The organism is Pseudomonas sp. BIGb0176 (genome assembly GCF_024810175.1).
Classification (GTDB): Bacteria; Pseudomonadota; Gammaproteobacteria; order Pseudomonadales; family Pseudomonadaceae; genus Aquipseudomonas; species Aquipseudomonas protegens.
The window spans coordinates 612,092-637,175 of the sequence record NZ_JANUEC010000002.1 but is presented as its reverse complement, the minus strand read 5'-3'; the positions used below and the strand labels follow the sequence as shown (position 1 = coordinate 637,175).

Genomic DNA, 25,084 nt, shown 5'->3' with positions numbered 1-25,084 from the left:
AGCACCTGGCGCCGGTGGCGCGCAAACCGGATCGATGCTAGCGGAACGATCGTCCTAATTAAATGCCCGGGGCGGGGATTCGCGGACAGCATCGGGACATAAATGTCCGATAACACGACCTGCGCAGTTTCGCGCACTGCAATGGTGCTTGTCCCGGGTAGATTTCAGGCCGCCGCGGCTGTCGGGCGGCTGCCGCGCACCAGGCCGAGCATGCCCAGGGCCACCAGCAGGGCGCCGAGCATTTCTGTCAACTGTGGCCCCTGGCCCAGCCACAACCAGTGGAACAGCGTGAGGAACAGGGTGCTCAGGTAGATGTAGGAAATCACCGTGGACGGGGCGATGACGCCGATGGCCCGATGCAGCAGCCAGAAGGTTGCCAGGGTGGCGAACAGCGCCAGGTACAGCAGCCACAGCAGGTCGTTGCCGCGCAGTAGCGCGGCACTGCGCCAGCCGCCACTGGCCAGGCTGGCGACAAACAGGAACAGCGATCCGAACAGCATGTTCCAGAAGGTCATGGCCGCCGGGCTGCGCCCTTGCAGGCTGCCGGCCTTGAAGCGCTGGCTCAGCGGCGAGTAGGCGGCCATGGCCAGGCAGCCCAGGGCGTAGATACCCATGGCGTACAGCGACGGCAATTGCCCTGGCGCGCCGCCCTTGAGGATCAGCAGCAGCGCCCCGGCCCCCGCCACCAGCATCGGCAGCAGGCGGCGCCGCAGGCCGCTGCCAGGCAGCAGCCAGGCTTCGAACACCAGGGTCAGGAGCGGCACCAGGGTGAACAGGGTCCCGGTGTTGACCGCCGAGGTATAGCGCAGGGCTTCGAACAGCGAACCGAAATACAGCGCCAGCAGCAGGCCCAGCAGCCCATGGGCGCGCAAGCCGGCCAGGGTCATGGGCGCCGAACCCTTGAGCCACAACAGAGGCACGAACATCAGCGCCGAGAACAACAGGCGCAGGGCGGTCAGCAGTACCGGGTCGATGGCCTGGCTGACCTCGGCGGCGGCAAAGAACGAAGCGGCAATCAGCACCGCCCACAGCAGCATGCCAAGGTTGGCCTGGGTGAAGTTCGCCGGGTTCATGATGGCTTCCCTCGGCTCAGCGGATGTGCTGGCGGTAATGCTTCGGATCGAAGCGCAGCGCCATGAGGATCATCACCAGCATCACCGCGGCCAGTGACCACCAGGCCCATTCGAAGCTGCCCAGCTGGTCGCGGATCATGCCCGCCAGCAACGGCGACAGCCCGGCAATCAGGTAGCCGATGCCCTGCACGAAAGCGGTCAGGCCACCGGCGCGGCGCGGGTCGCTGAGGTGGTCCAGGGAGACGATCAGGCTCATGGGAAACAGCCCGCCGATTCCCAGGCCCAGCAGGCACGGCCACAGCAGGCTGAGGTGTTTGGGGCTGAGGATCAGGCCGCAGAAGCCGGCGATGATCAGTACCAGCAGGGCCACCAGCACCAGGCGCCGGTCCTGGCTGCGGTTGGCGATGGCCGGGGTGACCAGCCCGGAAATCACCTCCATGGCGGTGAGAAAGCCCAGTAACAGGCCCGCGTTCTGCTCGCTCCAGCCGTTCTCCACGTAGTAGGGCGCCAGCCATGCCAGCACGCAGGTGTAGGAAGCGGTGCCGAGGCCGAAGAACACCGCCAGCAGCCAGGCCCGGCGATTACCGGCAAAGGACTCCCGTGCTCCACCTTTGCCCGGCAGCCTGGGCAGGGCCGCGCGCTGGGCGTACCAGAACACCAGGGCCAGCAGCGCCAGGGCGGCCCAGATCGCCAGGGCCAGGCGCCAACTGCCACTGTGGTTCATCACCAGGGGGGAGAAGGACGCGGCCAGTGCTGCACCGCCCATGATCGAGGTGACGTACAGGCCCATGAACAACGAGACATTGTCGGCAAAGCGCGACTTGATCAGCGCCGGCAGCAGTGCCTGGATCAGGGCGATGCCGATGCCGGCCAGCACCGCGCTGAGAATCAGCTCGGCCGCCGAATCCATGAACAGTCGCGAGACCGTGGCCAGGCCGATGACCAGCAGCGACAGGACCACGGTGCGGTGCTCGCCCAGGCGCTGGCTGATGCCCATGCCGAAGAACATCGCCAGGCCCATGGCCATGACCGGCAGCATGGTCAGCAGGGAAGCCAGGCTGAAGCTCAAGGGGATATCGCCGCGAATGCCCGACAGCAGCGGGCCGACGGCGGCCATCGACGGACGCAGATTGAGCGCCACCAGAATCACACTGACCATCAGCCAGAGTGCGGGGCGGGAAGTTGCACGAACGTTTTCCATGGTCGGACCTTCAACAAACAAGGACCCGATTAGGCGGCTCGGTCTGGAGTGGGGGCAAATCAGAAAGTCCGCGGTGTTATTTAAAAACTAAATAACACCGCGGACCTGTAGCCGCTGCCGCAGGCTGCGATCCGGGCCGCAGGGCCGCAAACCGGACGATACGCACGCCCGGCAGGCACCTACCGCTGGAGCAACCTGCAACCCGGGGTCAGAACGGCTTGGTCGGCAGGTACTTGCCGTCCAGGGTGATCACTGCGCGGGAACCGCCTTCCGGATCTTCGACCTTCTTGATGTCCAGCTTGAAGTTGATGGCGCTGATGATGCCGTCGCCGAACTGCTCGTGGACCAGGGCCTTGAGGGTCGAACCGTAGACCTGGAGCATTTCATAGAAGCGATACACGGTCGGATCGGTGGGGATGCCGCCGGCGATGCTGCCGCGCAGGGGAATGCTCTGCAGCAGGCGGCTGGCGTCCTGGTCCAGGCCCAGCTTGTCGCACACCAGGTCGGCGGCGGTGGGCGGCAGGGCGTGCTGGCCCAGCAGAGCGGCGGTGACGAAAGCCAGGCTCAGCCCGGTGCCGTCGGTGAGGTCCTGCCACGACAGGTTCTTGCGCGCCTTGGCGTCGATGATGGTGTCGGCCAGGGCCAGGCGTGGAGCTTGGGCGAATTGGGATTGCAGCATGGGGTGACTCCTCTTGAGTGACGAAACGGGGGCTGCTCAGGCAGCGCTGGAAGCTTGGCTGGCCAGGGCACAGGTGTGCGGGTACTCGGCCAGGGAGACGAAACGCTGGGTGTTGCCGTCGAGGGCGACGATGGCGCCGCTCTCGATGTCATAGACCCAGCCATGCAGGTTGAGCCGGCCCTGTTCCAGGGCCAGGGCCACCGAAGGATGGGTCTTGAGGTTGGCCAGTTGGGCGATCACGTTGTCGCGCACCAGGGCGTCCAGGTGCTCGGCGGGCGAGGCGTGCTGGCGGGCGGCATTGATCACCTTGGCCGACTCGGCATGGCGCAGCCAGTTGGCCACGGCGGGCAGGTGGTCGAGGCACTTGCAGGTGGAAATGGCGGTCATCGCGCCGCAGTCGGAGTGGCCGCAGATGACGATGTCGCTCACCCCCAGCACTGCCACCGCGTATTCCACGGTGGCCGATACGCCGCCCGGCTCGGGGCCATAGCTGGGCACGATGTTGCCGGCGTTGCGGATCACGAACAGGTCGCCGGGCTCTTGCTGGGTCAGCAGTTCGGGCACCACCCGGCTGTCGGAGCAGGTGACGAACAGGGTGCCGGGGTTCTGGGTGCTGGCCAGTTGCTTGAACAGTTCACTGCGTTGGGGAAAGGCTTCGCGCTGGAACTTGAGGAAGCCGTCGATGATGTTCTGCATGGGGTTCTCCTTGCGTCGCTGATGGGGCAAGGATGGAAGTTTTCAGCTATAGCGTCCAAGACCGGCTTATTATGCTTTCCATAAGTACAGCCTATAGTTGGAATTCCCCATGCTGTTGCGTCACATCCGTTACCTGCTGGCCGTGGCCGAGCATTGCAACTTCACCCGGGCTGCCGAGGCGCTGCATGTGTCCCAGCCGACCCTGTCGCAACAGATCAAGCAGTTGGAGGAGGGCCTGGGGGCGCCGCTGTTCGACCGTTCCGGGCGCAGCGTGCGCCTCACCGATGCCGGCCAGGCCTATGTCGCCTATGCCCGCCGCGCCCTGCAGGACCTGGAGGCGGCCAGGCGGGCGATCCACGATGTGCAGGACCTGAGCCGCGGCTCGCTGCGCCTGGCACTGACCCCGACCTTTACCGCCTACCTGGCCGGGCCCTTGCTCAGCCGCTTTTACCGGCAGCACCCGGGAATCGGCCTGAGCATCGAGGAAATGACCCAGGACCGCCTGGAGGCGGCCCTGGCCGAAGACCGCCTGGACCTGGGTATCGCCTTCGCCGGCGAGCACCTGGCGGAGATCGAGAGTCAGGCGCTGTTCATCGAGACCCTGAGCCTGATGGTCGGCCCGCAGTATCCGCAGCCCGAGCGCCTGCCCTTGAGTGCCGAGGCCCTGGGCCGCCAGCCCCTGGTGCTGCTCAGCGCCGACTTCGCCACCCGCCGGCACATCGACCTGTATTGCCGGCAGCAGGGCATTGCCCCGCCGATCGCCGCCGAGGCCAATTCGGTCAGTGCGATTGTCGAGATGGTCCGGCGCGGGCAACTGGCGACCATCCTGCCCAGCTCCATTGCCCGGGAGCAGCCGGGGCTGCGCACCCTGGCCTTGCAGTCACCACCGGCGCCGCGCAGCGTGGTGCTGCTGGGGCGCAAGGGCGCCTATCGCAGCGCCGCCTGCCAGGCTTTCCGGCAGCTGCTGCTGGATCAGGACGAGGGCGCGGCCAGCCACTGATTGACCACCCGGTCGTAGGCGCCGGTGGCCTTGCTCAGGTGCAGCCATTGGTCGACGTAGCTTTTCCAGGCCACATCGTCCCGAGGCAGGAGAAAGGCCTTCTCGCTGTATTGCAGATAGCGCTCGGGGTTGACTGCGCACAGCCCCGGCTTGTGCCGTTGCTGGAAGCGCGCCTCCGAGGCGTCGGTGATCATCACGTCGGCGCGGTGGGTCAGCAACTGATCGAAGATCGTCACGTTGTCGGCGAACAGGGTCAGGCTGGCCTTGGGCAGGTGGGCCCGGGCGAAGATTTCGTTGGTGCCGCCCGGTGGCTCGATCAGGCGCACCTCGGGCTGGTTGATCTGTTCCAGGGTCTGGTAGCGCTTGAGATCCTGGCAGCGCACCAGGGGGATCTTGCCATCGATGCCCAGGGGCTGGCTGAAGAAGGCTTTTTTCTGCCGCTCCAGTGACACCGAAATACCGCCGACGGCGATGTCGCACTGTTGGCTCTGGAAGTCCGCCATCAGGCCTTTCCAGGTGGTGTTGACCCACTTCACCCGCACCCCGAGGCTCTCGGCCAGGGATTCGGCCAGGCTGATGTCGATGCCTTCGTAGTGGCCGTCGTCGCGCAGGTAGCTGTAGGGCTTGTAGTCGCCGGTGGTGCAGACCGTCAGATGGCCGCGCTCGATCACCTGGTCCAGGTGCGAGGTGGGCTCCTGGGCGAAGCTCAGGGCTGGGGCGCTGAGGCCCAGCAGGGTACACAACAGCAGGCGCGGGAGCATGGAATCGTTCCTTGAGGGGCAGGGGGGCGGAGCATTATTGGCGCCAGCCGCCGGCCAGGCAAGGCAAGTACCGGTGCTGGAAGGCGATGCGGGCTTTCGACCTTTTTTTCACGAATGGCACGTTAACCTGTGGCCCCTGGATTCCAAAAAGAGTTCGCCGTTCATGTCGTCCCATCCCCCACCGTCCATCGAACTTGAGTTCGCTCGGCGCTACGACCAGGAGCACGCGCGCGTCTGTCGCGAGCCCCGGCCAGCCGGGATTGGCGCGCGCCTGGCCGCCTGGCGCACGGCACGCCTGGTGCGTCACGCCCTGAAGGAAGCCGGCGAGCCGGGGCTGATCCTGGATGTGGCCTGCGGCGCCGGGCGCTACTGGCCGGTGCTGGGCGAGCACGGCAACCGGGTGATTCTGGCGGCGGACCCTTCCCAGGACATGTTGAACCATGCCCAGACCCACCACCCGGCCAGCCTGCTGAAACGGGTCAAGACCTTTCACAGTTCGGCGTTCAATATCGGCCTGTCGGCCAATGCGGTGGACTGCATCATCTGCATGCAACTCTTTGCCCACGTGACCCGGGGTGAGGATCGCCTGGCCTTGCTGCGCGAGTTCTACCGGGTCAGCCGGGACACGGTGATCCTGGCCACGCGGATCGAACCGCTGTTGCAGATCGCCCGACCCGCTTCTGCCAGCTCCGGCATGCTGCCGCTGGCCAGCAAGGTGCAGCTGGAAGCGGAGTTCCGCGAAGCCGGTTTTGAAGTGCTCGACCATCGGGACCTGCTGCCCGGTTGGGCGCCTTCGCGGGTCTATGTGCTGAGAAAACAGGGTTAGCCCAGAGTCTCGGACTATTCTTGCCCTCCGGCAGATGGTTTCTCACTTGCTCTTGTCGGGTGAATGCTCGGAAATCGCCGGAGGCGATATATACTGCGCGCCATTCTTCAAGGGAGAGCCGTGTGGCCATCGATATACATTGGATTCGCGACAACGATAGCCTCGGTCAGCTTTGCGCCCAGTGGCAGCAGTTGCCATTCGTCGCCCTCGACACCGAATTCATGCGGGTCGACACTTTCTATCCCATTGCCGCCCTGTTGCAGATTGGCGATGGGCAGCGCGCCTACCTGATTGACCCTTTGACCATCGACAACTGGCAGCCACTGGCGGCCCTGCTGGAGAATCCGGCAGTGGTCAAGGTGGTGCACGCCTGCAGCGAGGACCTTGAAGTCCTGCTGCGCCTGACTGGCAGCCTGCCGGCGCCGTTGTTCGACACGCAACTGGCGGCCGCCTACCTGAACCTGGGTTTCTCCATGGGCTATTCGCGCCTGGTGCAGGAAGTCCTGGGCATCGACCTGCCCAAGGGCGAGACCCGTTCCGACTGGCTGCAGCGCCCGCTGTCGGAAACCCAGGTCAGCTACGCCGCCGAAGACGCCGTGCACCTGGCCCAGGTGTTCACCGAACTGCGGCCCAGGTTGTCCGAGGACAAGTACCGCTGGGTGCTGGAAGACGGCGCCGAGCTGGTGGCCAACCTGCGCCGCGAAGTGGACCCCTACGAGGTCTACCGCGAAGCCAAGCTGGCCTGGAAACTGTCCCGCGCCCAGCTGGCGGTCTTGCGTGAACTGTGTGCCTGGCGCGAGCGCGAGGCCCGTGCCCGCAACCTGCCGCGCAACCGTATCGTGCGCGAGCATGCCCTGTGGCCCCTGGCCAAGACCCAGCCGGACAACCTGTCGGCGCTGGCCAAGATCGAAGACATGCACCCGCGTACCGTGCGCCAGGACGGCGAGTTCCTCCTCGACCTGATCAAGCGCACCGCCAGCGTCGGCCCGGATCAATGGCCGCCGGCCGTGCCCGAACCCCTGCCGATCGAAGCCGCGGCCCTGCTCAAGCGCCTCAAGGCCGTGGGCCAGGCCCAGGCCGAGCGCCTGGGGATCGCCCCGGAAGTGATGCTGCGCAAGAAAACCCTGGAGAGCCTGCTCAAGAGCGGCTTCCCCAACGGGCCTTACCAATTGCCTGATTCGTTGCGTGGCTGGCGCCGCGAATTGATGGGCCAGGCGCTGCTGGACAGCCTGGCCACCGCCGGAGAACAGCCTTGAAACGTATCTGCTCCATCTACAAAAGCCCGCGCAAGAACGAGATGTACCTCTACGTGCTCAAAAGCGAGGCTCTGGAACGCGTGCCGGAAAACCTGCTGCTGGCCTTCGGCAAGCCGCAACATGCCTTCGACCTGGTGCTGAGCCCGGAGCGCAAGCTGTCCCGCGAGGACATCCACCAGGTGCTGGAAAACCTCGACAAGCAGGGCTACCACCTGCAGATGCCACCGGCAGAAGACGAGTACATCGAGCACTTGCCCGAAGAGCTGCTGCGTCGCAATGATCCGGTCTGACCTGTAGGCGCCCGGTCCCGGGCCTCCTTGTAAGTGCAACTGACTGACCTGGCAGCCGCCTTGATCGATGGAGCGATTCTCCGTCGGCGGCTGCCTGCACCGTTTTTTAAGGTTTGAGCCATGCGCGTTCTGATTGCCGAACACGATCACGCTGTTTATGCCCGCCTGTTGCGTCAGGCGGCCCCGGAGCTGGAAGTGCTGACCAGTGGCGACTCCGCCGAGCTGGCACGGTTGGCGGCGGATTGTCCGGTCTGGCTGGGGCAGCCGGACCTGCTGGCCACCCTGCTGCGCCAGGGGCACCAGCCCCAGTGGCTGCAATCCACCTGGGCCGGCATTACCCCGCTGCTGGCCGACGGCCTGCCGCGGCACTACCGCCTGACCCGGGCCGTGGGCATCTTCGGCCAGGTGATGGCCGAGTACGTGCTGACCTACATCCTGGGCCATGAGCGCGAGGTGCTGGCGCGCCTGGTGAGCCAGGTCGAGCGCAAGTGGGACAACCGCCTGGGCCAGAGCCTGGTGGGGCGCAAGGTGCTGATCGTCGGCACCGGCGACATCGGCCAGAGCGTGGCGCAGTTCCTCCTGCCGTTTGGCGTGAAGCTGTACGGCATCGCCAGCCAGCCCCGGGAGCAGGCGCCCTTTATCGAAGTGGCCGGCCTGCAAGACCTGGGGCGCCTGGTGGGGGAGGTGGACTACGTGGTCAACCTGCTGCCCAACACCCCGAGCACTCACGACCTGTACGACGCGGCGCTGTTCAAGCAGTTCAAGCCCACGGGGTTGTTCATCAATGTTGGCCGGGGCGTGGCGGTGGTCGATGCGGACCTGGTGCAGGCCCTCAAGGATGGGCATCTGGCGGGGGCGGTGATCGATGTCTGCCGCCAGGAGCCCTTGCCGCAACGGCATCCGTTCTGGACCGCCTGGGGCTTGCTGCTGACGGGCCACAGTTCGGCGCCGACCTCGCCGGAATTGATGGTGCAGTTGTTCGCCGACAACCTGCGGGCTTATCAGGCTGGGCAGGCCCTGCGCGGCGAAGTGGATTTCGCCCGGGGCTATTGAAACGGACCTGATCGCAGGAGCGAGCTTGCTCGCGAAAGCCGCGCTTGCCAGGCAAGCGCGGCGCCCTTCAGGGCTTCGCGAGCAAGCTCGCTCCTACAGAGGCGATCGCGGCTTTAGAGGCTGAAATCGCCTTCGGCCACGGTTTCGCTCAGGGGGCGACGCGGGCTTGGCTCTTCCCGGGCCTGGAGGTAGTCGGCCAGGGTCGACTTGTCTCCCAGCTTGCCCACGGCCACGGCGGCGTGCACGGCATAGCCTTCGGGGATCTTCAGTTCCTTGCGGGTCAGTTCCTGGTCGAAACCGGCCATGCCGTGGGTGTGCCAGCCACTGAGGCTGGCTTGCAGGGCCAGGTGGCCCCAGGCCGAACCGGTGTCGAAGGTGTGCCACAGGGCCGGGGTTTCCTCGCTGGCGCCGGGCACGGTGAAGGTGGTCTTGGAAATCACGATCACCAGGGCCGAAGCGTGTTGCGCCCAGCCACGGTTGAATTCGTTGAGCAGGCCGAGGAAGCGTTCCCAGTTCGGCGTGTCGCGGCGGGCATAGAGGAAGCGCCAGGGCTGCGAGTTGTAGGCCGAAGGCGCCCAGCGTGCGGCTTCGAAGAAGCTCAGCAGGGTTTCTTCGGGGATGCTTTCGCCGGTGAAGGCCCGGGGCGACCAGCGCTGGGTGAACTGCGGGTGGATGGCGTAGTCGGCAACGCGAGTGTTGGCGCTCATGGAAAAACTCCTGGCAGCATGTGAGATGAGTGGAATAAACCGGCAAGCGCAGATGAGCTGAGCGAAGGGGTATTCCTGACCCCGTGCGGTTTGCCGGGTGCAACGCGGTCAAGCGTTAATGGCACACGGACGCGGGTCGGTCCGAGGGGCAAAGCTACTGTGCCCATGGCCCGCTGACAAGTCCCGGCCTACCGACAGTCGCCAGCGCTTGGCCCGCCGGTTCTTCGGCACTAGACTGGCGGCCTTTTCACCCTCGGATATTGATGCTTGAGCCATGGCCGCCAAAGTCGAACCTTTCTGGATACGCAAAACCCTCGAACAACTCGACCAGGACGAATGGGAGTCGTTGTGCGATGGCTGCGGTCTGTGCTGCCTGCAAAAGCTTGAAGACGAGGACGACAACAGCGTCTATTACACGCGCATCGCCTGCAAGCTTTTGGACCTCAAGACCTGCCAGTGCAGCGATTACCCCAACCGCCGCGACTCGGTGCCCGACTGCATCCAGCTGACCCCGGGCAAGGCCGACGAATTCAAGTGGCTGCCTCCCACCTGCGGCTACCGCCTGGTGAGCGAGGGCAAGGACCTGCCCCTGTGGCACCACCTGGTGTGCGGCGACCGCGATGCGGTGCACCACGAACGTATTTCCCAGTCCGGCCGCATGCTCGCCGAAGGCAGCGTGGCGGAAGAGGATTGGGAGGATCATCTGATTTTCCGCGCAGGCTGAGGGTTCGCCGCGCCGGCTTCAAGGTTTCAATAGCAAGGAGAGGGTATGAGGGTGGGGGCGAAGCTGGCGCTGGCCGCTGCGATGCTGGCATTGAGCGCATCGGCGTTTGCGGCGAAGAAGGTCGATCTGGATTATCACGTGCGCTTCCTGCCCCAGAGCGATCAGGCCGAAGTGCGCCTGACCCTGGCCGACGGCGCGGCGCTGCGCAGCCTGGATTTCGATCTGGGCTCGACCGGCGACTACAGCGACTTCAAGGCCGACGGCCAATGGCAGGCCGCCCCCGCCGGTGCCGGCGGTCAGCGTGGGGTCTGGCGCCCGGCCAGCGGCAAGGCCAGCCTGAGCTACCGGGTACGCCTGAACCACAGCATCAAGAAGGGCAGCTATGACAGCCGCAGTACTGCCAACTGGGCCCTGCTGCGCGGCGAAACCCTGGTGCCGCCGGCGCACCTGGACCAGCAGGACGGCATCGAGCTGGTGGCGCGCCTGGATTTCGAACTGCCCGCCGGCTGGAAGAGCATCGAGACCGCCTGGCCGCGGATCGGCAAGCACCGTTTTCGCATCGACAACCCCTCGCGGCTGTTCGACCGTCCCGCCGGCTGGATGCTCGCCGGCACCCTGGGCAGCCGCCGCACGCGCCTGGGGGAAACCGACGTCAGCGTGGTCTCGCCACTGGGCCAGGGCATGCGGCGCATGGATGTGCTGACCCTGCTGACCTTTGTCTGGCCGCAGGTGCAGGCGGTGTTTCCCCGCCAGCCGAGCAAGCTGTTGATCGTCGGCGCGGCCGATCCGATGTGGCGCGGCAGCCTGGCCGGGCGCGATTCACTGTTCCTGCACAGCCGCCTGCCGCTGGTCAGCGAGAGCGGCGCCAGCCCCTTGCTGCGGGAGCTGGTGCAATCTCTGGCACGGATCAACGACAGCCAGCGCAGCGACTGGATCAGTGAAGGGCTGGCGCAGTACTACGCCATCGAGCTGCTGCGCCGTGCCGGTGGCATCAGCGATGAACGTTACCAGGTGCTGGAGAAGCGCCTGGCCCGGGACGGCCACAAGGTCACCAGCCTGCGCGGCGAACAGGTGGACAGCGCCACAGTGGCCAAGGCGGTGTTGCTATTGCAGGAGCTGGATCGGGAGATTCGCCTCAAGACCCGCAACAAGCGCTCCCTGGACGATGTCCTGCAAGCGGCGATGCGCCTGGAAAGCGTCAGCACCGCCGAATTCATCCAGCTCAGTGAAAGCGTGCTGGGCGAGTCCTCCAGGGTCCTCGACACCAGCCTGCTGCGCTGACCCGGCGCGGCTGGGGCCCAGGCGTCCATGAGGACGCCCCGGCTTCAGGCCTTGGGCACCTTCACTTCATCATTGCTGGCGGCCTTGGCGTTGCGGCCGGCGGCTTCGGCATCGGCTTTCAGGTTGCGCAGCTCTTCTGCAGCGCGTTCGATCTTGTTGCGCACGTTGTTCATGTCCTGGCGGCTTTTCTCCAGCAGGCTTTTCGCCGAGCTGTGCCCGGTGATGCCCCGGGCCAGGGCCACGCCGCCGATGGCTACCTGGATCAGGCCGAATACGCCGCCACGGCGCAGGCCCTTGCCCATCATCACCACGCCGCCGGCCAGCGAGCCGATGCGCTCCCAGCCCTGGACATTCTGGGTGGGCTGGCTCTGGAACGGGGTCGATTCGATGGTTTGCAGCTGTTTGCGCTCGCTCATGATCTGTCTCCAAGGGCGGTAAGGGATACAAGGCTGACTGCACGAAGGCGTCACAGGTTCCCGGGCAATGACCGGCGTGTGCTCAGAACTTGGGACCGGAGCGGGTGTTGTTACCCTTGGCCAGGCGATCGTAGAGCACCACGTTGACTGTCGCTGCCAGGTTCATGCAACCGGTGGTGGGGATGTAGACCACGTCCTCGCACCAGTCGCGGATCTCCTTGTCGAGGGAGCCGTCTTCCGGGCCGAAGATGTACAGGGCGCGATCCGGGTGGGTGTATTCGGGCAGTGGGCGGGCACCCTCGACCAGTTCCACGGCCACCGGAATGCAGCCCAGGGGGAGGATTTTCTTCAGGTCGTCGATGCCGATCAGCGGAATGTCCTGGTGGACCTTCTTGGTGTCGGTGACGAAGTCGCGGGCCCGCTCATAGCGCTTGCCGGTGTAGAACACCGAGGCGACGCCATAGCAGCCGGCGGCGCGCATCACCGAACCGACGTTCTCCGGTGACTTGGGGTTATACAAACCGATGCAGCTGTACCTTTTGTTTGCCACGAACAAAGCGCCTTGGGGGAAAAGAGCGCGATTATACGGGGATTGCCCACGGCTCGGTGGCTTGTTGTGGCGAGGGAGCTTGCTCCCGACGCCGGCCAATGCGGTATAGCAGGCCGGCCGGGGACACAGGGTTTACGGCTGCCTTGCCGCCGAACGGGAGCACGCTCGCTGGCCACAATATGCCCGGCGGCTGGTGCTTACTCCGGGTCTTTCTTCATCAACCCGGCCAGGGCGGCGAACGGGTTGTGGGTCGCCTTGGCGACTTTCGGGGTGCTCAGGGAGCCTTCGCCGAAGTACTGCTGGTCGGTGTAGCGCGAGTGCTCGTTATCGTGGCAGTACAGGCACAAGAGTTCCCAGTTGGAACCGTCCTGGGGGTTGTTGTCGTGGTTGTGATCGCGGTGGTGCACGGTCAGCTCGCTCAGGCGCTTGCCGGAGAACTCCCGGGCGCAGCGGCCGCAGACATGGGGGTACATTTTCAGTGCCTTGTCGCGGTAGCCCATTTCCCGGTCGCGCTGGGCGTCGGCAAGGATACGGTCCAGCTTGGCGGTGTTGGACGGGGGAGTGGACGAACTCATGGGTTCACCTTTGTAGAAGGACTAATGACGGTAATGGACAAAGTTTAGCTCAGGCCTTGAGCTTCTCGGCAATCCAGATGGTGTGCCGGGTGCCGCGATTGCCATGGGCGAAGACCTGCACTTCCTCGGCCTTGAAGCCGGCCTTGCGCAGGCGCTCGGAGAACTGCCGGTCGGCGCTGGCCGACCACACCGCAAGAATGCCCTTGGGCCGCAGGGCCCGGGCGCAGGCGGCCAGGCCGGCGCTGGAGTAGAGCCAGCTGTTGGCTTTCTGGGTCAGGCCTTCGGGGCCGTTGTCGACGTCGAGCATGATCGCGTCGAAGCCCTGGGGCTCGGCCTGCAGGACCTTGGCCACGTCTTCCAGGCGGATCACCGTGCGCGGGTCCAGCAGCGGCCGGCCGGACTTTTCGCCGAGCGGGCCACGGTTCCATTCCACCACCCCGGGCACCAGCTCGGCGACCACCACCTCGGCGCTCTTGCCCAGGTGCTTGAGAGCCGCGGCCAGGGTGAAGCCCATGCCCAGGCCGCCGATCAGCACCCGTGAGTTCGGGCGCCCGGCGACCTTGCTGCAGGGGATCTGCGCCAGGGCATCCTCGGAACCGTGCATGCGCGTGTTCATCAACTGGCCGCCGTCGCCGCCCTGGATCTTGATGACGAAATCCTCACCGTATTCGAACAGGCACAAGGCACCGCCGTTTTCAGGAATCGCAGTAGTGTCCAGCAGTACGAAACGTTTCATGGAGATCTCATTGAGGAAGGCAAAACGCCCCGGTTGGGAGTAGCCTGACGCCAGACAATAGCAATGGAGCCATTGATGAAGCGCACTATTCTAACGGTGATTGCCCAAGCGGCGCTCGCCCTCACCGCAGCCCTGGCGCTTGGTGCCGGCCCGGCTTTGGCCGACGAGCCGCAAAGCGCCCCGGTGGTGACCCCGGCGCCGACCCTCGGCACCCCGGGTACCGCGACCCCTACGCCTTATCCGCAAGTCACCCCGCCCAGCACGCCGAAAGCCGGCAGCAGTGGCAGCGCGCCCCTGCTGCCGCCGATCGACATGCCCAAGCCGCCCAAGGACCAGACCCTGCCAGGGCTGCAGCAGAACGACAGCAAACCCAAGGTTCAGGGTTGATGGATGTAGCGGGCGAGGGTACCCCGGGGCTCAGATCTGCTGCGCGAGCAACTGGCCGTCGGCCATGCGCAGCCGCTTGGACAGCGACACGGCCAGGGCGCGGATGATCTTGGCGGCGATCTTTGGCGCATCGTTGAGCATCTTTTCCAGGGAGTCCTTGCCCAGGTTGAGCAACTGGCAATGGCTGGCGGCCACGCAGGTAGCCGAACGTCGCTCGCCATCGAGCACCGCCATTTCGCCAAAGGCCCGGCCGCTGCGCAGGGTCGCGATGGTCAGGGGCTGGCCGTCGTGGTTGCGCTTTTGCACAGCTACCTGGCCGCTGTGGATGATGCACATGAAGCTGCCGGCATCGCCCTCATGAAAGATCGCTTCGCCCTCGGCGATGCTGCTGATGCTGAAGTAGCCGGCCGCAGCGTTGAAGTCGGCGGGCAACAACTGGTCGAACAGGCCGCAGTCCATCAGCCAGTCGCGGATCTCGTTGTTCAGTAAGGTGGGTTCGGACATGGGATCACGGTCTTTTTCTTGTGTCTGTTGCACGGGCGCAGGCCCGGTCCGGCGGTTGCCGGCGGCGTTCTGGGTTAAGACAGGAACGCCGCCGGGAGTTCCTCAGGCCAGGCCCAGAATGTTCAGGATAAAGGCGTATTCGAGGGCTACGTCACGTAATCCCTGGTAACGCCCGCTCATGCCGCCATGGCCGGCCCCCAGCTCGGTCTTGAGCAGCAGCGGGTTGTCGTCGGTCCTGGTGGCCCGCAACCTGGCCACCCATTTGGCCGCCTCCCAGTACTGCACGCGGCTGTCGTTGTAGCCGGCGATCACCAGGGTTGCCGGGTAGGCCTGGGCGCGCACGTTCTCGTAGGGCGCGTAGGCCTTGATCCGTGCGTAGACCTCGGGCTCCTCGGGGTTGCCCCATTCGTCGTATTCGGTGACGGTCAGCGGCAGCTCCGGGTCGAGCATGGTGTTGAGCACATCGACGAAGGGCACTTCGGCGATGGCGACCTTGAACAGGTCGGGGCGCTGGTTGAGTACCGCGCCGATCAGCAGGCCGCCGGCGCTGCCGCCACTGATGGCCAACTGCTGGGCGCTGGTCAGGCCCTGGGCGATCAGGTGTTCGGCGCAGGCGATGAAGTCGCTGAAGGTGTTCTGCTTGTGTTCCTGCTTGCCGGCGCGGTACCAGGCCTCACCCAGCTCGCCGCCGCCGCGCACGTGGGCGATGGCAAAGGCCACGCCGCGATCGAGCAGGCTCAGGCGGGCGTGGGAGAACCAGGGGTCCAGGCTTTCGCCGTAGGCACCGTAGCCGTAGAGGTACAGCGGCGTCGGCTGGCCCAGGCAGTCGCGCTTGACCACCAGGCTGATGGGCACTTGGGTGCCGTCGGCGGCGGTGGCCCAGAGGCGCTGGCTGACGTAGGCCTCGGGGTCGAACGGGCCCAGTACCGGGGTTTCCTTCAGCACCTGCTGCTGGCCGTCGGCCAGTTGCAGCTGGCGCACCTGGGCCGGGCGGTTCAGGGCCTCGTAGCGCAGGCGGATGCGCTCGCTGGAAAACTCCAGGCTGTTCTGCACGTGCAGGCTGTAGGCCGCATCCGGCAGTTGCACGCGGTACACCGGCAGGTCCCGGGGGTGCACTTCGATGATCGGCAGGCCGCCTTCGCGCAGGCTCAGGGTCATGGCTGCGGCGTTGAGGGTCACGCCGTCGAGCATCACCTCGGGGTTGTGCGGCACCAGCAGTTGCCAGTCGTCCTGCTCGGGGATCACGCCGTTGTCCGCGGCCTGGTAGAGAGCGAAGTTGATGCCGTCGCGGTTGCTGCGGATGAACCAGGTCCATTGGCCGTCCAGCAGGCCGTGGTCGACATCGTATTCATGGCCTTCGACCCGCGGCGCCAGGCAAGTGAACGGCAGCTGTGGCTGCGTGGCGTCCAGGGCCCAGGTCTCGCCGGTGGTCTTGCTGCCCAGGGACAGCAGCAGTTGGCGTTCGGAGCTGGAACGGTAGCAATGCAGGAAGAAGCGTCCGTCCGGCTCGTGGAACACTTCCTCGGCGGCGGTGCCATCCAGCCGGTAGCGCAACAGCTTGTGCGGGCGGTGGGTATCGTCCAGCTCGCCGAAGAACAGGGTCAGGCTGTCGTTGGCCCAGGTCATGCTGCCGTCGCAGTTGTCGAAGGACAGCTCGCTGACTTTGTCGCTGGCCAGCTCCTTGACGAACAGGGTGTAGATTTCCTCCCCAGTGGTGTCGAGGCTGTAGGCCAGGCGCTGGTGGTCGGGGCTGATGCTGAAGGCCCCGAGGGAGAAGAAGCCGCCATTGGCCAGGGCGTTGGGGTCCAGCAGCAGTTGCTCGCGGCTTTCGTCCACCGTCAGGCTGTCGTCCGCCGGGCGCGGGCAGCGGTAGTGGCGGGCGTATTCGTCGCCGGCGGTGGTGCGGGTGTAGTACAGGTACGGGCCCCAGGGCGAGGGCAGGGACAGGTCGGTTTCGAGGATCCGCCCCTTGATCTCCTGGAACAGCGTTTCACGCAGGGGCCCCTGATGCGCCAACTGGGCGTCCAGGTAGCTGTTTTCAGCCTTCAGGTAATCGAGCACCGCGTCGGTGTCGCGTTCCTGCAGCCAGGCATACGGGTCAGCGCCTTCGGCCTTGTGGGCAATCGGGGCGCTGCTGTCGTTGGCGGTTAAGGGCATGGGTGGCTCTCGGGCGATGACAAATGAGGGCTGGGCAGACGGCGGTGCAGCCTGACACGGCAAAAGTCGTTATCATAAGCGCCTCTTTGCCTGCCTTGCCATGGACACCATGACCGAGAACGACTATCTGATCGCCTGGGGGCTCTATGCCTTCGCCGCCTTGGGCTGCCTGCTGGTGTGGATGCGCCTGACCCGCTGGATGTGGCGCTGGCTGCGCGAACCGCTGCGAGTGCTGGTGGCGGTGCTGCTGTTCAGCCCGACCATCATCGACCCGGTCAAGGAAAAATTTGCCCCGGCCGTGGCCATCACCGCATTGGATATAGCCTTCAAGGTCGGCAACAACGCCTGGCGTGCGGTATCCGACCTGTTCATGTACGGCATGATCGCCTTTGGCGTCTACCTGCTGTTCGTGCTGATCCGCTGGCCCGTCGAGCGCGCGGCCAGGGAGCGCCGGGAACGCAACGAAGCGGCGAAAGCTGCCGCCAAGGCTGCCGAAGTGGAGGATGACCAGCCCTTCGGTGGCGCCGGCAATGACCGTTACGGCCGCCAGCCTGCAGCCGGCACCCCCCTGAATACGCGGGTCGAACCGCGTTTGTAACGCTGCCCCCGGCATTGAAGCGAGAGTCCGAGCATGTGTGAGTTGTTGGGCATGAGCGCCAATGTACCGACCGATATCGTCTTCAGCTTTACCGGGCTGATGCAGCGCGGCGGCCGCACCGGCCCCCATCGCGACGGCTGGGGCATCGCTTTCTATGAAGGCCGCGGCCTGCGCCTGTTCCAGGACCCGGCGGCCAGCAGCGAGTCGGAAGTGGCCAACCTGGTTCAGCGTTACCCGATCAAGAGCGAAGTGGTGATCGGCCATATCCGCCAGGCCAACGTCGGCAAGGTCTGCCTGGCCAATACTCATCCTTTTGTCCGCGAGCTGTGGGGCCGCAACTGGTGCTTTGCGCACAATGGCCAGTTGGCGGATTTCCAGCCCCAGGCCAGCTTCTACCGCCCGGTGGGCGATACCGACAGCGAAGCGGCTTTCTGTGACCTGCTGAACCGGGTGCGGGCCGCCTTTCCCGAGCCGGTGGAAATCGAGGAACTGCTGCCGACCCTGATCCAGGCCTGCAGCGAATACCGCAGCAAGGGCGTGTTCAATGGCCTGCTCAGCGACGGTGACTGGCTGTTCTGCTATTGCTCGACCAAACTGGCGCAGATCACCCGGCGCTCCCCATTCGGCCCGGCGCGGCTGAAGGATGTGGATGTGATCGTCGACTTCCAGGCCGAAACCACGCCCAACGACGTGGTCACGGTGATCGCCACTGAACCCTTGACCGAAAACGAAACCTGGACCCGCTACCAGCCGGGCCAGTGGAGCCTGTGGCGGCGCGGTGAATGCGTCAGCCATGGCCAGACCGAATAAGGACATCCCTATGTTGCTCAGTTATCTGCGGCTGGTGCTGTTCGCCGCCGGCCTGTTGATCGGTGTGCAAGTGCCGGGTTTCATCAGTGATTACGCCAAGCGCGTCGAGGCGCATCTGATCGAGTCGCAGCACAGCCTGCAGGGCTTCCAGGGCACCGCGCAGCAGTTCTTCAAGGGCGACATGAACGCCCTGGTGGCCCATTACCGGGCCAGCGACGATCCGGTGTTTCGCAGCGATGCCGAGAGCCTGAGCGGCTTGCTCAGCCGCCAGCTGGCCCTGGACAAGCAATACCAGGCGATGCAGGGGCCCTGGTACATCCGCCTGCTGCAAGTGGCCCTGGCCCCCGACCCGGAAATCCGCAAGGAAACCTGGGACGGCTACAGCTACCAGATCCTGCTGACCCCGGAAGCCATGATCTGGGGTATCAGTGGCGCCTTGCTGCTGTCCTTCGGCCTGGAATGCCTGTACCGGCTGATCGACTGGGTAGTGCTGGGCGGCAAGCGCCTGCGCCAGAGCCGCCCGATTGAAGAGCGCGACCTCAAAGGCCTCTGACCCCTTGTAGGAGCCGGCTGCCGGCGAAGGGGGCCGCGTGGCTTGCGCCTGACTGAAGATCGCCTTCGCTGGCAAGCCAGCTCCTACGGGAGCCGTATCGATTTTGTTTTCTGTGTAGGAGCCGGCTTGCCGGCGAAAGCGGCGCGCCTGACACACCGCTGCGCGCGGTTCGCTGGCAAGCCAGCTCCTACGAGGGGGGCGATGGCGATGTTCACTGGGGTTCGCTGAGCACCAGGTAATCCGCGCCGACCTTCTGCCCATAGCGCTGCACCACGCGCTGGCACAGCTCGACTATGTCCTCCACCAATTCCACTCCCACTCGCCACGACACCACCACTTGCAGGTTCGGCGGGCGCTGTTCGATGGCCAGCAGGGTCAGTTCGCCCCGGGCCAGTTCCTCGCGCACCAGCACCGGCGGCAGGGCGCCGATGCCGAAGCCGTCCCGCAGCAGGCGGGTGATGGCCGACACCGAGTTGACGCAGTTGAGCCGCGGCGCCAGCACGCCGTTGGCCTGCATCAGGCTCAGCACCTGCTGGTGGGGCAGGGAGTTCTTCGAGTAGGTGACGATCCGTTCCCGGGCCAGCTCGGCGACGTTGGCGTAGTCGCGGTTGTAGATCGAGTTGCTGGCGGCGATCCAGCCCATGGGATAGCTGGCCAGTTCCAGGCTGCGGATGCTTTCCTGGCGCAGCAGGTCGGTTTGCAGCACCAGGTCGAGAAAGCCCTTTTGCAACTGTTCGCACAGGTTCAGCGACGTGTCGGCCACCAGCTCGATTTCCACCTGCGGGTAGTGGTCCATCATCTCCGCCACCAGGGGGCTGAGCCAGGTGTGGATCACCGTATCCATGACCCCGATGCGAACCCGCCCGACCTTGCTCGACGGCGCTTGGATGGACTGTTTCAGCACCTGCAGGGTGTCGAGCATCTGCTCGGCGTGCTCCAGCACCTTGACGCCTTCCGGGGTCAGGCTGACGCCCCGGGAGTCCCGCAGGAACAGCTTCACGCCCAGCTCGCCCTCCAGCACCGCGATGCGGCTGGAGATCGCCGCCTGGGTGGTAAAGAGTTTTTCCGCGGTGTGGCTGAAGCTCTTCAGCCGCGCGACCCAGACGAAGGTTTCGAGGAACTTGAGGTTCATGGGATCAACTTTTCTTATGCATAAGGGCAGTTTTTATTAGTTGGACGCAGTTGGCGCTCGAGCCGAAGAATGCGCCAACCCACGATATGCGTCGTCGGGGCCCAGAACAACACCAATAAATTACCCTGGAGATCGCCATGAGTGCGCCCGAAACACTGGCCGCCAAGGCCCCGCGCCGCGCCGGCCCGTTTGACTGGTACCGGGACATCAACCAGCAGGAGCGCCGGACATTCTGGAGCTGCAAGCTCGGTTATGGCCTGGATGGCATGGACACGCAGATGCTCAGTTTCGTGATCCCGACCCTGATCGCACTGTGGGGCATCACCTCCGCCGAAGCCGGGCTGATCCATACCAGTACCTTGCTGGCCTCCGCCCTGGGGGGCTGGATCGCCGGGATCCTCTCCGACCGCATTGGCCGGGTACGCACGTTGCAACTCACGGTCCTGTGGTTCGCATTCTTTACCTTTCTGTGTGGCCTGGCGCAGAACTACGAGCAGTTGCTGATCGCCCGGACCCTGATGGGCTTCGGCTTCGGTGGCGAGTGGACCGCCGGGGCGGTACTGATCGGCGAGGTGATCCGTGCCAAGAACCGTGGCAAGGCGGTGGGCATGGTGCAGTCCGGCTGGGCCCTGGGCTGGGGCATAACGGCGTTGCTATATGCGCTGCTGTTCTCCCTGCTGCCGCCGGAAGACGCCTGGCGCGGGCTGTTCCTGCTGGGCATCCTGCCGGCGATCTTCGTGATTTTCGTCCGCCGCCTGGTCAAGGACCCTGAGGTCTATCGCCAAACCCGGGCCCGGGAAGAGCCCAGCAACCCGGCCCGGTTCTACGAGATCTTCGCCCCGGGGATCCTCAGCACCACCCTGCGCGCATCGCTGTTGGCGGCGGGGGCCCAGGGCGGCTACTACGCCATCACTTTCTGGCTGCCGACCTTCCTCAAGACCGAGCGTGGCCTGAGCGTGCTGAGCACCGGCGGCTACCTGGCCATGGTGATCTTCGGCTCCTACATGGGCTATGTGATCAGCGCCTACCTGACCGATATTCTCGGGCGCAAGAAGAATTTCGTACTGTTCGCCGCCGGCTCTTTCACCATCGTCCTGCTCTATACGCAAATGCCGGTGAGCAACGCGGTGATGCTCTGGCTGGGCTTTCCCCTGGGCTTTTTCGCCTCGGGCATCTTCAGCGGCATGGGAGCGTTCCTCACCGAACTGTTCCCCACCCGCATCCGCGGTTCCGGCCAGGGTTTCTGCTACAACAGCGGCCGGGCGCTGGCGGCGCTGTTCCCCCTGCTGATCGGCCTGCTCAGCCAGCATGTGCCGCTGGGCGCGGCCATCGGCACCTTTGCCGCGGTGTCCTACGGCGTGGTGGTGCTGGCAGCGCTGAGCCTGCCGGAAACCCGCGGCAAGGAACTTGAGGCACGCTAACTGATAATCTGCCGGGCATTGCCAGCGCTGCCCCGCAGCTGACCCCTTATAAAAAACACAGGAACACTGACCATGAGCCGCCTGTTATTGAATTGCGACATCGGCGAAAGCTTTGGCAACTGGACCCTGGGCCTGGATGCCGAAGTCATGCCCTTTATCGACTGCGCCAACATCGCCTGCGGTTTCCACGCCGGTGACCCGGGCATCATGCGCAAGACCGTGGCCCTGGCCCTGGCCAATGGCGTGCGCATCGGTGCCCATCCGGCGTACCAGGACCTGGCAGGCTTTGGCCGCCGCTCCATGAGCTACTCGCCCGAGGAAATCCAGGACCTGCTGCACTATCAGATCGGTGCGCTGGACGGCATCTGCCAAGCCCAGGGCGGCCGGGTCGAGTACGTCAAACCCCACGGCGCGATGTACAACGACATGATGGCCAAGCCTGCGCAACTGCGGGCGGTGATCCAGGCCGTGGCAGCCTACGACCCGCAACTGCCGCTGATGCTCATGGCCACCCGCGACAACAGCGCGGCCCAGGCCCTGGGCGATGAGTACGGCGTGACCCTGTGGTTCGAAGCCTTTGCCGACCGCGCCTACGACAACGCCGGGCATCTGGTGTCGCGGCAGTTGCCGGGGGCGGTGCACCATGACGCGCAAACCATCCTCCAGCAGGCCCTGACCATCGCCCGCGGCGAGCCCCTGGCCGCCAGCGACGGCAGCGCCTTGTTGCTGCACGCCAACACACTGTGCGTGCATGGCGACAACGCCAGTTCGGTGGCGGCGGTGCAGCGCATTCGCGAGGCCCTGAACCAGCAGTCCGGCCTATGAAGCCACAGGTTGAAGTAGTCGCCATCGACTGCCTGATGGTGCGGCTGTTCGAGGTGATCGCCGAGGACAACATGCCCTGGATGCTGGCCGCCGCCGAAGGACTGCGGCGGGCCTTCGGCGAGTCTCTGGTCGACCTGGTGCCGTCCTATACCACGCTGATGGTGCATTACGATTTGCTGGCCCTGAGCCCGTCCGAGGCCCGGCAGCGGATCGAGGTCGCCTTGGCCGACCTGGCGCCCGGCACCACCCAGGCCGGGCGCGAGCACGTGCTGCCGGTGTGGTACGACCTCAGTGTCGGGCCGGAACTGGTGCTGTTGTCCCGGCGCAGCGGGCTGTCGGTGGCCGAGGTGATCGAGCGTCACAGCCAGCGTGAATATCAAGTGTTTGCCCTGGGCTTCGCTCCCGGGTTTGCCTTCATGGGGCTGGTGGAGGAGGCACTCGCGGCGCCGCGGCTGAACACCCCGCGCAAGCGGGTGGCGGCGGGCAGTGTGGGGATCGCCGAACGGCAGACCGCGGCTTACCCCGTGGTATCGCCGGGGGGCTGGAACCTGATCGGCCGCACCCCGAGCCGGTTGTTCGACCGCGAGCGCGACGGCTACAGCCTGATGCAACCGGGGGACCGGGTGCGCTTTGCCCCAGTGGAGCGGGCCGAGTTCCTGCGCCTGGGGGGCGATGACACGCCACTGGAGGTGCCTGCATGAGCCGACTGACGATCGAGGCCAGCACCCCGCTGTGCCTGCTGCAGGATGCCGGGCGCTTTGGCGTGCGCCACCTGGGCGTGACCCAGGGCGGGGCGCTGGACTGGGTGTCGATGTCCTGGGCCAACTGGCTGCTGGGCAATGCCCTGGATGCGCCGGTGGTGGAAATCACCCTGGGCGGTTTCACCCTGCAGGCCGAGGACTATTGCCTGCTGGCTTTGGCCGGGGCTGATCTTGGGGCCTATGTGGATGAGCGGCCTTTGACCCCGGGGCGCAGTTTCATCCTGCAAAAGGGCCAGCGGCTGCAATTCACCCAGCCATTTTCTGGGGCCCGGGCCTATCTGGCCGCCCCTGGCGGTTTCGACGCGCCCAAGGTGTTGGGCAGTTGCGCCAGTGTGTTGCGTGAAGCCCTGGGTGGCCCCGATGGTTATGGCCGCGCCCTGAGCGAGGGTGGGGTGTTGAGTTATTCGGGAGCTGGCGGTGCGCTCAAGAGCCTGTCGGCGGAGCAACTGCCGGATTGGCAATCCGCTGCACCGCTGGAGGTGATCCTGGGGGCGCAGATCGGCCAGTTCAGCGGTTTGAGCCTGTACGATGCCTTCAATAGCAGTTGGAGCCTGGACAGCCGGGCCGACCGCATGGGCGCGCGCTTGCTCGGGCCGGTCTTGCAGTACCAGGGCCGGCCGATGATTTCCGAGGGCATTCCCCTGGGGGCGATCCAGGTGCCGCCGGACGGCCAGCCGATCATCCTGCTCAATGACCGGCAGACCATTGGCGGCTATCCACGGCTGGGGGCGTTGACCCCACTGTCCCTGGCGCGGTTGGCGCAGTGCCTGCCGGGCAGCGAAGTGCGCCTGGCGCCGGTGGTACAGGAAACGGCGCATCGGCAGCAGGTGGCGTTCCTGCGCCGGTTCCAGTGAGGGGCTGAAAGCTTCGCCGGCAAGCCGGCTCCTACATCGCCCTGTAGGAGCCGGCTTGCCGGCGAACGGGTTTATTTGGACAGGAAGCGCATGCCTTCTTCCAGGCCACGCAGGGTTAGCGGGTACATCTGGTCTTCGATCAACTCGCGAACGATATTGGTTGAAGCGGTGTAGCCCCAGGTGTCCTTGGGATAGGGATTGATCCAGATGAGCTTCTTGTACTTCTCCATGAAGCGCTGCATCCACACGTAGCCGGCTTCTTCGTTCCAGTGCTCCACGCTGCCGCCGGCCTGGGTGATTTCATAGGGCGCCATGGCGGCATCCCCGACGAAGATCACTTTGTAGTCGGCGCCGTACTTGTGCAGCAGGTCCTGGGTCGAGGTGCGCTCGGAGCCGCGGCGCATGTTGTTCTTCCACACCGACTCATAGATGAAGTTGTGGAAGTAGTAGTACTCCAGGTGCTTGAACTCGGTCTTGCAGGCCGAGAACAGTTCCTCGCAGATCTTCACGTGGGCATCCATGGAACCGCCGATGTCGAACAGCAACAGCAACTTGATGCTGTTGCGCCGTTCCGGGCGCATCTGGATGTTCAGCAGCCCGGCATCCCGGGCGGTGTGGTCGATGGTGCCGTCAATGTCCAGCTCCTCCGCCGCACCCTGGCGCGCGAACTTGCGCAGCCGGCGCAGGGCCACCTTGATGTTGCGGGTGCCCAGTTCCACCGAGTCGTCGAGGTTCTTGTACTCGCGCTGGTCCCAGACTTTCACCGCCTTGCCCTGGCGCTTGCCAGCATCGCCGACGCGGATGCCTTCCGGGTTGAAGCCACCGGAGCCGAACGGGCTGGTGCCGCCGGTGCCGATCCACTTGTTGCCGCCGGCATGGCGTTCCTTCTGTTCTTCCAGGCGTTTCTTGAACTCTTCGATGAGTTTGTCCAGGCCGCCCAGGGACTGGATCTGCGCCCGCTCTTCATCCGTCAGCGAGCGCTCGAACTCCTTGCGCAGCCAATCCTCGGGGATCAGCGCCTGCAGGTGGTCGTCGAGTTTTTCCAGGCCGTTGAAGTAGGCGCCGAAGGCCCGGTCGAACTTGTCGAAATGCCGTTCGTCCTTCACCAGGATCGCCCGGGCGAGGTAGTAGAACTCGTCCATGTCGGCGAAGGTCACGCGCTGCTTGAGCGCGTTGATCAGGTCCAGCAGCTCGCGCACCGACACCGGCACCTTGGCCGCGCGCATTTCATTGAACAGGTTGAGCAGCATGGCATCAG

The 25,084-nt window shown here is 65.3% G+C and carries 29 protein-coding genes; 15 read left to right on the top strand and 14 right to left on the bottom strand.

What is annotated here, in order from left to right; genetic code table 11:
- Nucleotides 1-164 precede the first annotated feature (164 nt).
- The 4 genes from M2395_RS13805 to M2395_RS13790 form a co-directional block, all read right to left on the bottom strand.
- Nucleotides 165-1,073: a DMT family transporter gene (locus M2395_RS13805; protein ID WP_015634544.1), complete on the bottom strand. Its 909-nt coding sequence runs from the start codon at nucleotides 1,071-1,073 to the stop codon at nucleotides 165-167.
- A 16-nt stretch (nucleotides 1,074-1,089) separates the two neighbouring features.
- The gene (locus tag M2395_RS13800) at nucleotides 1,090-2,274 is read right to left on the bottom strand and encodes a cyanate transporter (protein WP_019093310.1); all 1,185 of its coding nucleotides are present in this window, start codon (nucleotides 2,272-2,274) and stop codon (nucleotides 1,090-1,092) included.
- A 208-nt stretch (nucleotides 2,275-2,482) separates the two neighbouring features.
- On the bottom strand, nucleotides 2,483-2,953 hold the full coding sequence (cynS, locus tag M2395_RS13795) for a cyanase (protein ID WP_123430218.1): 471 nt from the start codon (nucleotides 2,951-2,953) through the stop codon (nucleotides 2,483-2,485).
- A 36-nt stretch (nucleotides 2,954-2,989) separates the two neighbouring features.
- On the bottom strand, nucleotides 2,990-3,649 hold the full coding sequence (locus M2395_RS13790) for a carbonic anhydrase (RefSeq protein WP_011059829.1): 660 nt from the start codon (nucleotides 3,647-3,649) through the stop codon (nucleotides 2,990-2,992).
- A gap of 109 nt (nucleotides 3,650-3,758) precedes the next feature.
- Here M2395_RS13790 and cynR point away from each other — a divergent pair, with 109 nt between their 5' ends.
- Nucleotides 3,759-4,649: a transcriptional regulator CynR gene (gene cynR / locus M2395_RS13785; RefSeq protein WP_011059830.1), complete on the top strand. Its 891-nt coding sequence runs from the start codon at nucleotides 3,759-3,761 to the stop codon at nucleotides 4,647-4,649.
- Here cynR and M2395_RS13780 read toward each other — a convergent pair.
- Nucleotides 4,622-5,410 (bottom strand): transporter substrate-binding domain-containing protein, encoded by a 789-nt coding sequence (locus tag M2395_RS13780; protein ID WP_019093311.1) that lies wholly within the window; start codon nucleotides 5,408-5,410, stop codon nucleotides 4,622-4,624. The two genes, cynR and M2395_RS13780, sit on opposite strands and share 28 nt — an antisense overlap.
- 163 nt (nucleotides 5,411-5,573) lie before the next feature.
- Here M2395_RS13780 and M2395_RS13775 point away from each other — a divergent pair, with 163 nt between their 5' ends.
- The 4 genes from M2395_RS13775 to M2395_RS13760 all read left to right on the top strand — a co-directional run bounded on the left by M2395_RS13775 (nucleotide 5,574) and on the right by M2395_RS13760 (nucleotide 8,835).
- Nucleotides 5,574-6,236, top strand: coding sequence for a class I SAM-dependent methyltransferase (locus M2395_RS13775; RefSeq protein ID WP_072443303.1), 663 nt, complete (start codon nucleotides 5,574-5,576; stop codon nucleotides 6,234-6,236).
- Between the two features lie 122 nt (nucleotides 6,237-6,358).
- Nucleotides 6,359-7,492 (top strand): ribonuclease D, encoded by a 1,134-nt coding sequence (rnd, locus tag M2395_RS13770; protein WP_011059833.1) that lies wholly within the window; start codon nucleotides 6,359-6,361, stop codon nucleotides 7,490-7,492.
- A complete protein-coding gene (locus M2395_RS13765; protein ID WP_011059834.1) occupies nucleotides 7,489-7,782 on the top strand; it encodes a YcgL domain-containing protein in 294 nt (97 codons plus the stop codon). The genes rnd and M2395_RS13765 overlap by 4 nt, the downstream gene beginning before the upstream one ends.
- Nucleotides 7,783-7,902: 120 nt before the next feature.
- On the top strand, nucleotides 7,903-8,835 hold the full coding sequence (locus tag M2395_RS13760; protein ID WP_123430219.1) for a D-2-hydroxyacid dehydrogenase: 933 nt from the start codon (nucleotides 7,903-7,905) through the stop codon (nucleotides 8,833-8,835).
- 113 nt (nucleotides 8,836-8,948) lie between these two features.
- Here the strand turns inward: M2395_RS13760 and M2395_RS13755 are convergent, their stop codons facing one another.
- Nucleotides 8,949-9,542, bottom strand: a complete 594-nt coding sequence (locus M2395_RS13755) for a nitroreductase family protein (RefSeq protein ID WP_011059836.1) — start codon at nucleotides 9,540-9,542, stop codon at nucleotides 8,949-8,951.
- Nucleotides 9,543-9,816: 274 nt separating this feature from the next.
- Between M2395_RS13755 and M2395_RS13750 the strand changes: the two genes are divergently transcribed.
- Both M2395_RS13750 and M2395_RS13745 read left to right on the top strand, forming a co-directional pair.
- The gene (locus M2395_RS13750; protein ID WP_015634549.1) at nucleotides 9,817-10,266 is read left to right on the top strand and encodes a YcgN family cysteine cluster protein; all 450 of its coding nucleotides are present in this window, start codon (nucleotides 9,817-9,819) and stop codon (nucleotides 10,264-10,266) included.
- A gap of 45 nt (nucleotides 10,267-10,311) precedes the next feature.
- Nucleotides 10,312-11,547 carry a hypothetical protein gene (locus M2395_RS13745; RefSeq protein ID WP_019093313.1) on the top strand — a complete coding sequence of 412 codons (1,236 nt, stop codon included), beginning with the start codon at nucleotides 10,312-10,314 and terminating at the stop codon, nucleotides 11,545-11,547.
- Between the two features lie 44 nt (nucleotides 11,548-11,591).
- Here M2395_RS13745 and M2395_RS13740 read toward each other — a convergent pair whose 3' ends face one another.
- The 4 genes from M2395_RS13740 to M2395_RS13725 all read right to left on the bottom strand — a co-directional run bounded on the left by M2395_RS13740 (nucleotide 11,592) and on the right by M2395_RS13725 (nucleotide 13,824).
- Nucleotides 11,592-11,963 carry a DUF2892 domain-containing protein gene (locus M2395_RS13740; protein ID WP_011059839.1) on the bottom strand — a complete coding sequence of 124 codons (372 nt, stop codon included), beginning with the start codon at nucleotides 11,961-11,963 and terminating at the stop codon, nucleotides 11,592-11,594.
- Between the two features lie 82 nt (nucleotides 11,964-12,045).
- Nucleotides 12,046-12,513, bottom strand: coding sequence for an RNA methyltransferase (locus M2395_RS13735; RefSeq protein ID WP_011059840.1), 468 nt, complete (start codon nucleotides 12,511-12,513; stop codon nucleotides 12,046-12,048).
- A gap of 197 nt (nucleotides 12,514-12,710) precedes the next feature.
- Complete coding sequence (locus M2395_RS13730) at nucleotides 12,711-13,088, bottom strand: YajD family HNH nuclease (protein ID WP_011059841.1); 378 nt, start codon at nucleotides 13,086-13,088, stop codon at nucleotides 12,711-12,713.
- 49 nt (nucleotides 13,089-13,137) lie between these two features.
- Nucleotides 13,138-13,824 carry a spermidine synthase gene (locus M2395_RS13725; protein ID WP_015634551.1) on the bottom strand — a complete coding sequence of 229 codons (687 nt, stop codon included), beginning with the start codon at nucleotides 13,822-13,824 and terminating at the stop codon, nucleotides 13,138-13,140.
- A 75-nt stretch (nucleotides 13,825-13,899) separates the two neighbouring features.
- On the opposite strand from M2395_RS13725, the gene M2395_RS13720 reads away from it, so the two are divergent.
- Nucleotides 13,900-14,211 (top strand): hypothetical protein, encoded by a 312-nt coding sequence (locus M2395_RS13720; RefSeq protein WP_123430220.1) that lies wholly within the window; start codon nucleotides 13,900-13,902, stop codon nucleotides 14,209-14,211.
- A gap of 30 nt (nucleotides 14,212-14,241) precedes the next feature.
- On the opposite strand, the gene M2395_RS13715 is transcribed toward M2395_RS13720, so the two are convergent.
- On the bottom strand, nucleotides 14,242-14,715 hold the full coding sequence (locus tag M2395_RS13715; RefSeq protein WP_011059844.1) for a cyclic nucleotide-binding domain-containing protein: 474 nt from the start codon (nucleotides 14,713-14,715) through the stop codon (nucleotides 14,242-14,244).
- Nucleotides 14,716-14,817: 102 nt separating this feature from the next.
- Nucleotides 14,818-16,872: a S9 family peptidase gene (locus M2395_RS13710; protein WP_123430221.1), complete on the bottom strand. Its 2,055-nt coding sequence runs from the start codon at nucleotides 16,870-16,872 to the stop codon at nucleotides 14,818-14,820.
- Between the two features lie 100 nt (nucleotides 16,873-16,972).
- Between M2395_RS13710 and M2395_RS13705 the strand changes: the two genes are divergently transcribed.
- From M2395_RS13705 to M2395_RS13695, 3 genes are read left to right on the top strand one after another with little or no spacing between them, the layout of a single operon-like run.
- Nucleotides 16,973-17,470: an MFS transporter gene (locus M2395_RS13705; protein ID WP_123430222.1), complete on the top strand. Its 498-nt coding sequence runs from the start codon at nucleotides 16,973-16,975 to the stop codon at nucleotides 17,468-17,470.
- 33 nt (nucleotides 17,471-17,503) lie between these two features.
- Nucleotides 17,504-18,280, top strand: coding sequence for a class II glutamine amidotransferase (locus tag M2395_RS13700; protein WP_123430223.1), 777 nt, complete (start codon nucleotides 17,504-17,506; stop codon nucleotides 18,278-18,280).
- Nucleotides 18,281-18,290: 10 nt separating this feature from the next.
- Nucleotides 18,291-18,833 (top strand): DUF2937 family protein, encoded by a 543-nt coding sequence (locus M2395_RS13695; RefSeq protein ID WP_011059848.1) that lies wholly within the window; start codon nucleotides 18,291-18,293, stop codon nucleotides 18,831-18,833.
- Nucleotides 18,834-19,044: 211 nt separating this feature from the next.
- On the opposite strand, the gene M2395_RS13690 is transcribed toward M2395_RS13695, so the two are convergent.
- Nucleotides 19,045-19,965, bottom strand: a complete 921-nt coding sequence (locus tag M2395_RS13690; protein WP_053156822.1) for a LysR family transcriptional regulator — start codon at nucleotides 19,963-19,965, stop codon at nucleotides 19,045-19,047.
- 137 nt (nucleotides 19,966-20,102) lie between these two features.
- Between M2395_RS13690 and M2395_RS13685 the strand changes: the two genes are divergently transcribed.
- The 4 genes from M2395_RS13685 to M2395_RS13670 all read left to right on the top strand — a co-directional run bounded on the left by M2395_RS13685 (nucleotide 20,103) and on the right by M2395_RS13670 (nucleotide 23,826).
- Nucleotides 20,103-21,386 carry an MFS transporter gene (locus M2395_RS13685; RefSeq protein WP_011059850.1) on the top strand — a complete coding sequence of 428 codons (1,284 nt, stop codon included), beginning with the start codon at nucleotides 20,103-20,105 and terminating at the stop codon, nucleotides 21,384-21,386.
- Between the two features lie 72 nt (nucleotides 21,387-21,458).
- Nucleotides 21,459-22,211, top strand: a complete 753-nt coding sequence (locus M2395_RS13680) for a 5-oxoprolinase subunit PxpA (protein ID WP_053149614.1) — start codon at nucleotides 21,459-21,461, stop codon at nucleotides 22,209-22,211.
- Nucleotides 22,208-22,912 carry a 5-oxoprolinase subunit PxpB gene (gene pxpB, locus M2395_RS13675; protein ID WP_123430224.1) on the top strand — a complete coding sequence of 235 codons (705 nt, stop codon included), beginning with the start codon at nucleotides 22,208-22,210 and terminating at the stop codon, nucleotides 22,910-22,912. The genes M2395_RS13680 and pxpB overlap by 4 nt, the downstream gene beginning before the upstream one ends.
- A complete protein-coding gene (locus tag M2395_RS13670) occupies nucleotides 22,909-23,826 on the top strand; it encodes a biotin-dependent carboxyltransferase family protein (protein ID WP_123430225.1) in 918 nt (305 codons plus the stop codon). The genes pxpB and M2395_RS13670 overlap by 4 nt, the downstream gene beginning before the upstream one ends.
- Nucleotides 23,827-23,897: 71 nt before the next feature.
- Here M2395_RS13670 and M2395_RS13665 read toward each other — a convergent pair whose 3' ends face one another.
- Complete coding sequence (locus tag M2395_RS13665; RefSeq protein WP_011059854.1) at nucleotides 23,898-25,076, bottom strand: VWA domain-containing protein; 1,179 nt, start codon at nucleotides 25,074-25,076, stop codon at nucleotides 23,898-23,900.
- Nucleotides 25,077-25,084: the final 8 nt, after the last annotated feature.

Coding starts and splice junctions, on each gene's coding strand:
- M2395_RS13805 (WP_015634544.1), bottom strand. CDS start 1,073: ATGAACCCGGCGAACTTCACCCAGGCCAACCTTGGCATGCTGCTGTGG.
- M2395_RS13800 (WP_019093310.1), bottom strand. CDS start 2,274: ATGGAAAACGTTCGTGCAACTTCCCGCCCCGCACTCTGGCTGATGGTC.
- cynS (WP_123430218.1), bottom strand. CDS start 2,953: ATGCTGCAATCCCAATTCGCCCAAGCTCCACGCCTGGCCCTGGCCGAC.
- M2395_RS13790 (WP_011059829.1), bottom strand. CDS start 3,649: ATGCAGAACATCATCGACGGCTTCCTCAAGTTCCAGCGCGAAGCCTTT.
- cynR (WP_011059830.1), top strand. CDS start 3,759: ATGCTGTTGCGTCACATCCGTTACCTGCTGGCCGTGGCCGAGCATTGC.
- M2395_RS13780 (WP_019093311.1), bottom strand. CDS start 5,410: ATGCTCCCGCGCCTGCTGTTGTGTACCCTGCTGGGCCTCAGCGCCCCA.
- M2395_RS13775 (WP_072443303.1), top strand. CDS start 5,574: ATGTCGTCCCATCCCCCACCGTCCATCGAACTTGAGTTCGCTCGGCGC.
- M2395_RS13760 (WP_123430219.1), top strand. CDS start 7,903: ATGCGCGTTCTGATTGCCGAACACGATCACGCTGTTTATGCCCGCCTG.
- M2395_RS13755 (WP_011059836.1), bottom strand. CDS start 9,542: ATGAGCGCCAACACTCGCGTTGCCGACTACGCCATCCACCCGCAGTTC.
- M2395_RS13750 (WP_015634549.1), top strand. CDS start 9,817: ATGGCCGCCAAAGTCGAACCTTTCTGGATACGCAAAACCCTCGAACAA.
- M2395_RS13745 (WP_019093313.1), top strand. CDS start 10,312: ATGAGGGTGGGGGCGAAGCTGGCGCTGGCCGCTGCGATGCTGGCATTG.
- M2395_RS13740 (WP_011059839.1), bottom strand. CDS start 11,963: ATGAGCGAGCGCAAACAGCTGCAAACCATCGAATCGACCCCGTTCCAG.
- M2395_RS13730 (WP_011059841.1), bottom strand. CDS start 13,088: ATGAGTTCGTCCACTCCCCCGTCCAACACCGCCAAGCTGGACCGTATC.
- M2395_RS13725 (WP_015634551.1), bottom strand. CDS start 13,824: ATGAAACGTTTCGTACTGCTGGACACTACTGCGATTCCTGAAAACGGC.
- M2395_RS13720 (WP_123430220.1), top strand. CDS start 13,900: ATGAAGCGCACTATTCTAACGGTGATTGCCCAAGCGGCGCTCGCCCTC.
- M2395_RS13715 (WP_011059844.1), bottom strand. CDS start 14,715: ATGTCCGAACCCACCTTACTGAACAACGAGATCCGCGACTGGCTGATG.
- M2395_RS13710 (WP_123430221.1), bottom strand. CDS start 16,872: ATGCCCTTAACCGCCAACGACAGCAGCGCCCCGATTGCCCACAAGGCC.
- M2395_RS13705 (WP_123430222.1), top strand. CDS start 16,973: ATGGACACCATGACCGAGAACGACTATCTGATCGCCTGGGGGCTCTAT.
- M2395_RS13700 (WP_123430223.1), top strand. CDS start 17,504: ATGTGTGAGTTGTTGGGCATGAGCGCCAATGTACCGACCGATATCGTC.
- M2395_RS13695 (WP_011059848.1), top strand. CDS start 18,291: ATGTTGCTCAGTTATCTGCGGCTGGTGCTGTTCGCCGCCGGCCTGTTG.
- M2395_RS13690 (WP_053156822.1), bottom strand. CDS start 19,965: ATGAACCTCAAGTTCCTCGAAACCTTCGTCTGGGTCGCGCGGCTGAAG.
- M2395_RS13685 (WP_011059850.1), top strand. CDS start 20,103: ATGAGTGCGCCCGAAACACTGGCCGCCAAGGCCCCGCGCCGCGCCGGC.
- M2395_RS13680 (WP_053149614.1), top strand. CDS start 21,459: ATGAGCCGCCTGTTATTGAATTGCGACATCGGCGAAAGCTTTGGCAAC.
- pxpB (WP_123430224.1), top strand. CDS start 22,208: ATGAAGCCACAGGTTGAAGTAGTCGCCATCGACTGCCTGATGGTGCGG.
- M2395_RS13670 (WP_123430225.1), top strand. CDS start 22,909: ATGAGCCGACTGACGATCGAGGCCAGCACCCCGCTGTGCCTGCTGCAG.
- M2395_RS13665 (WP_011059854.1), bottom strand. CDS start 25,076: ATGCTGCTCAACCTGTTCAATGAAATGCGCGCGGCCAAGGTGCCGGTG.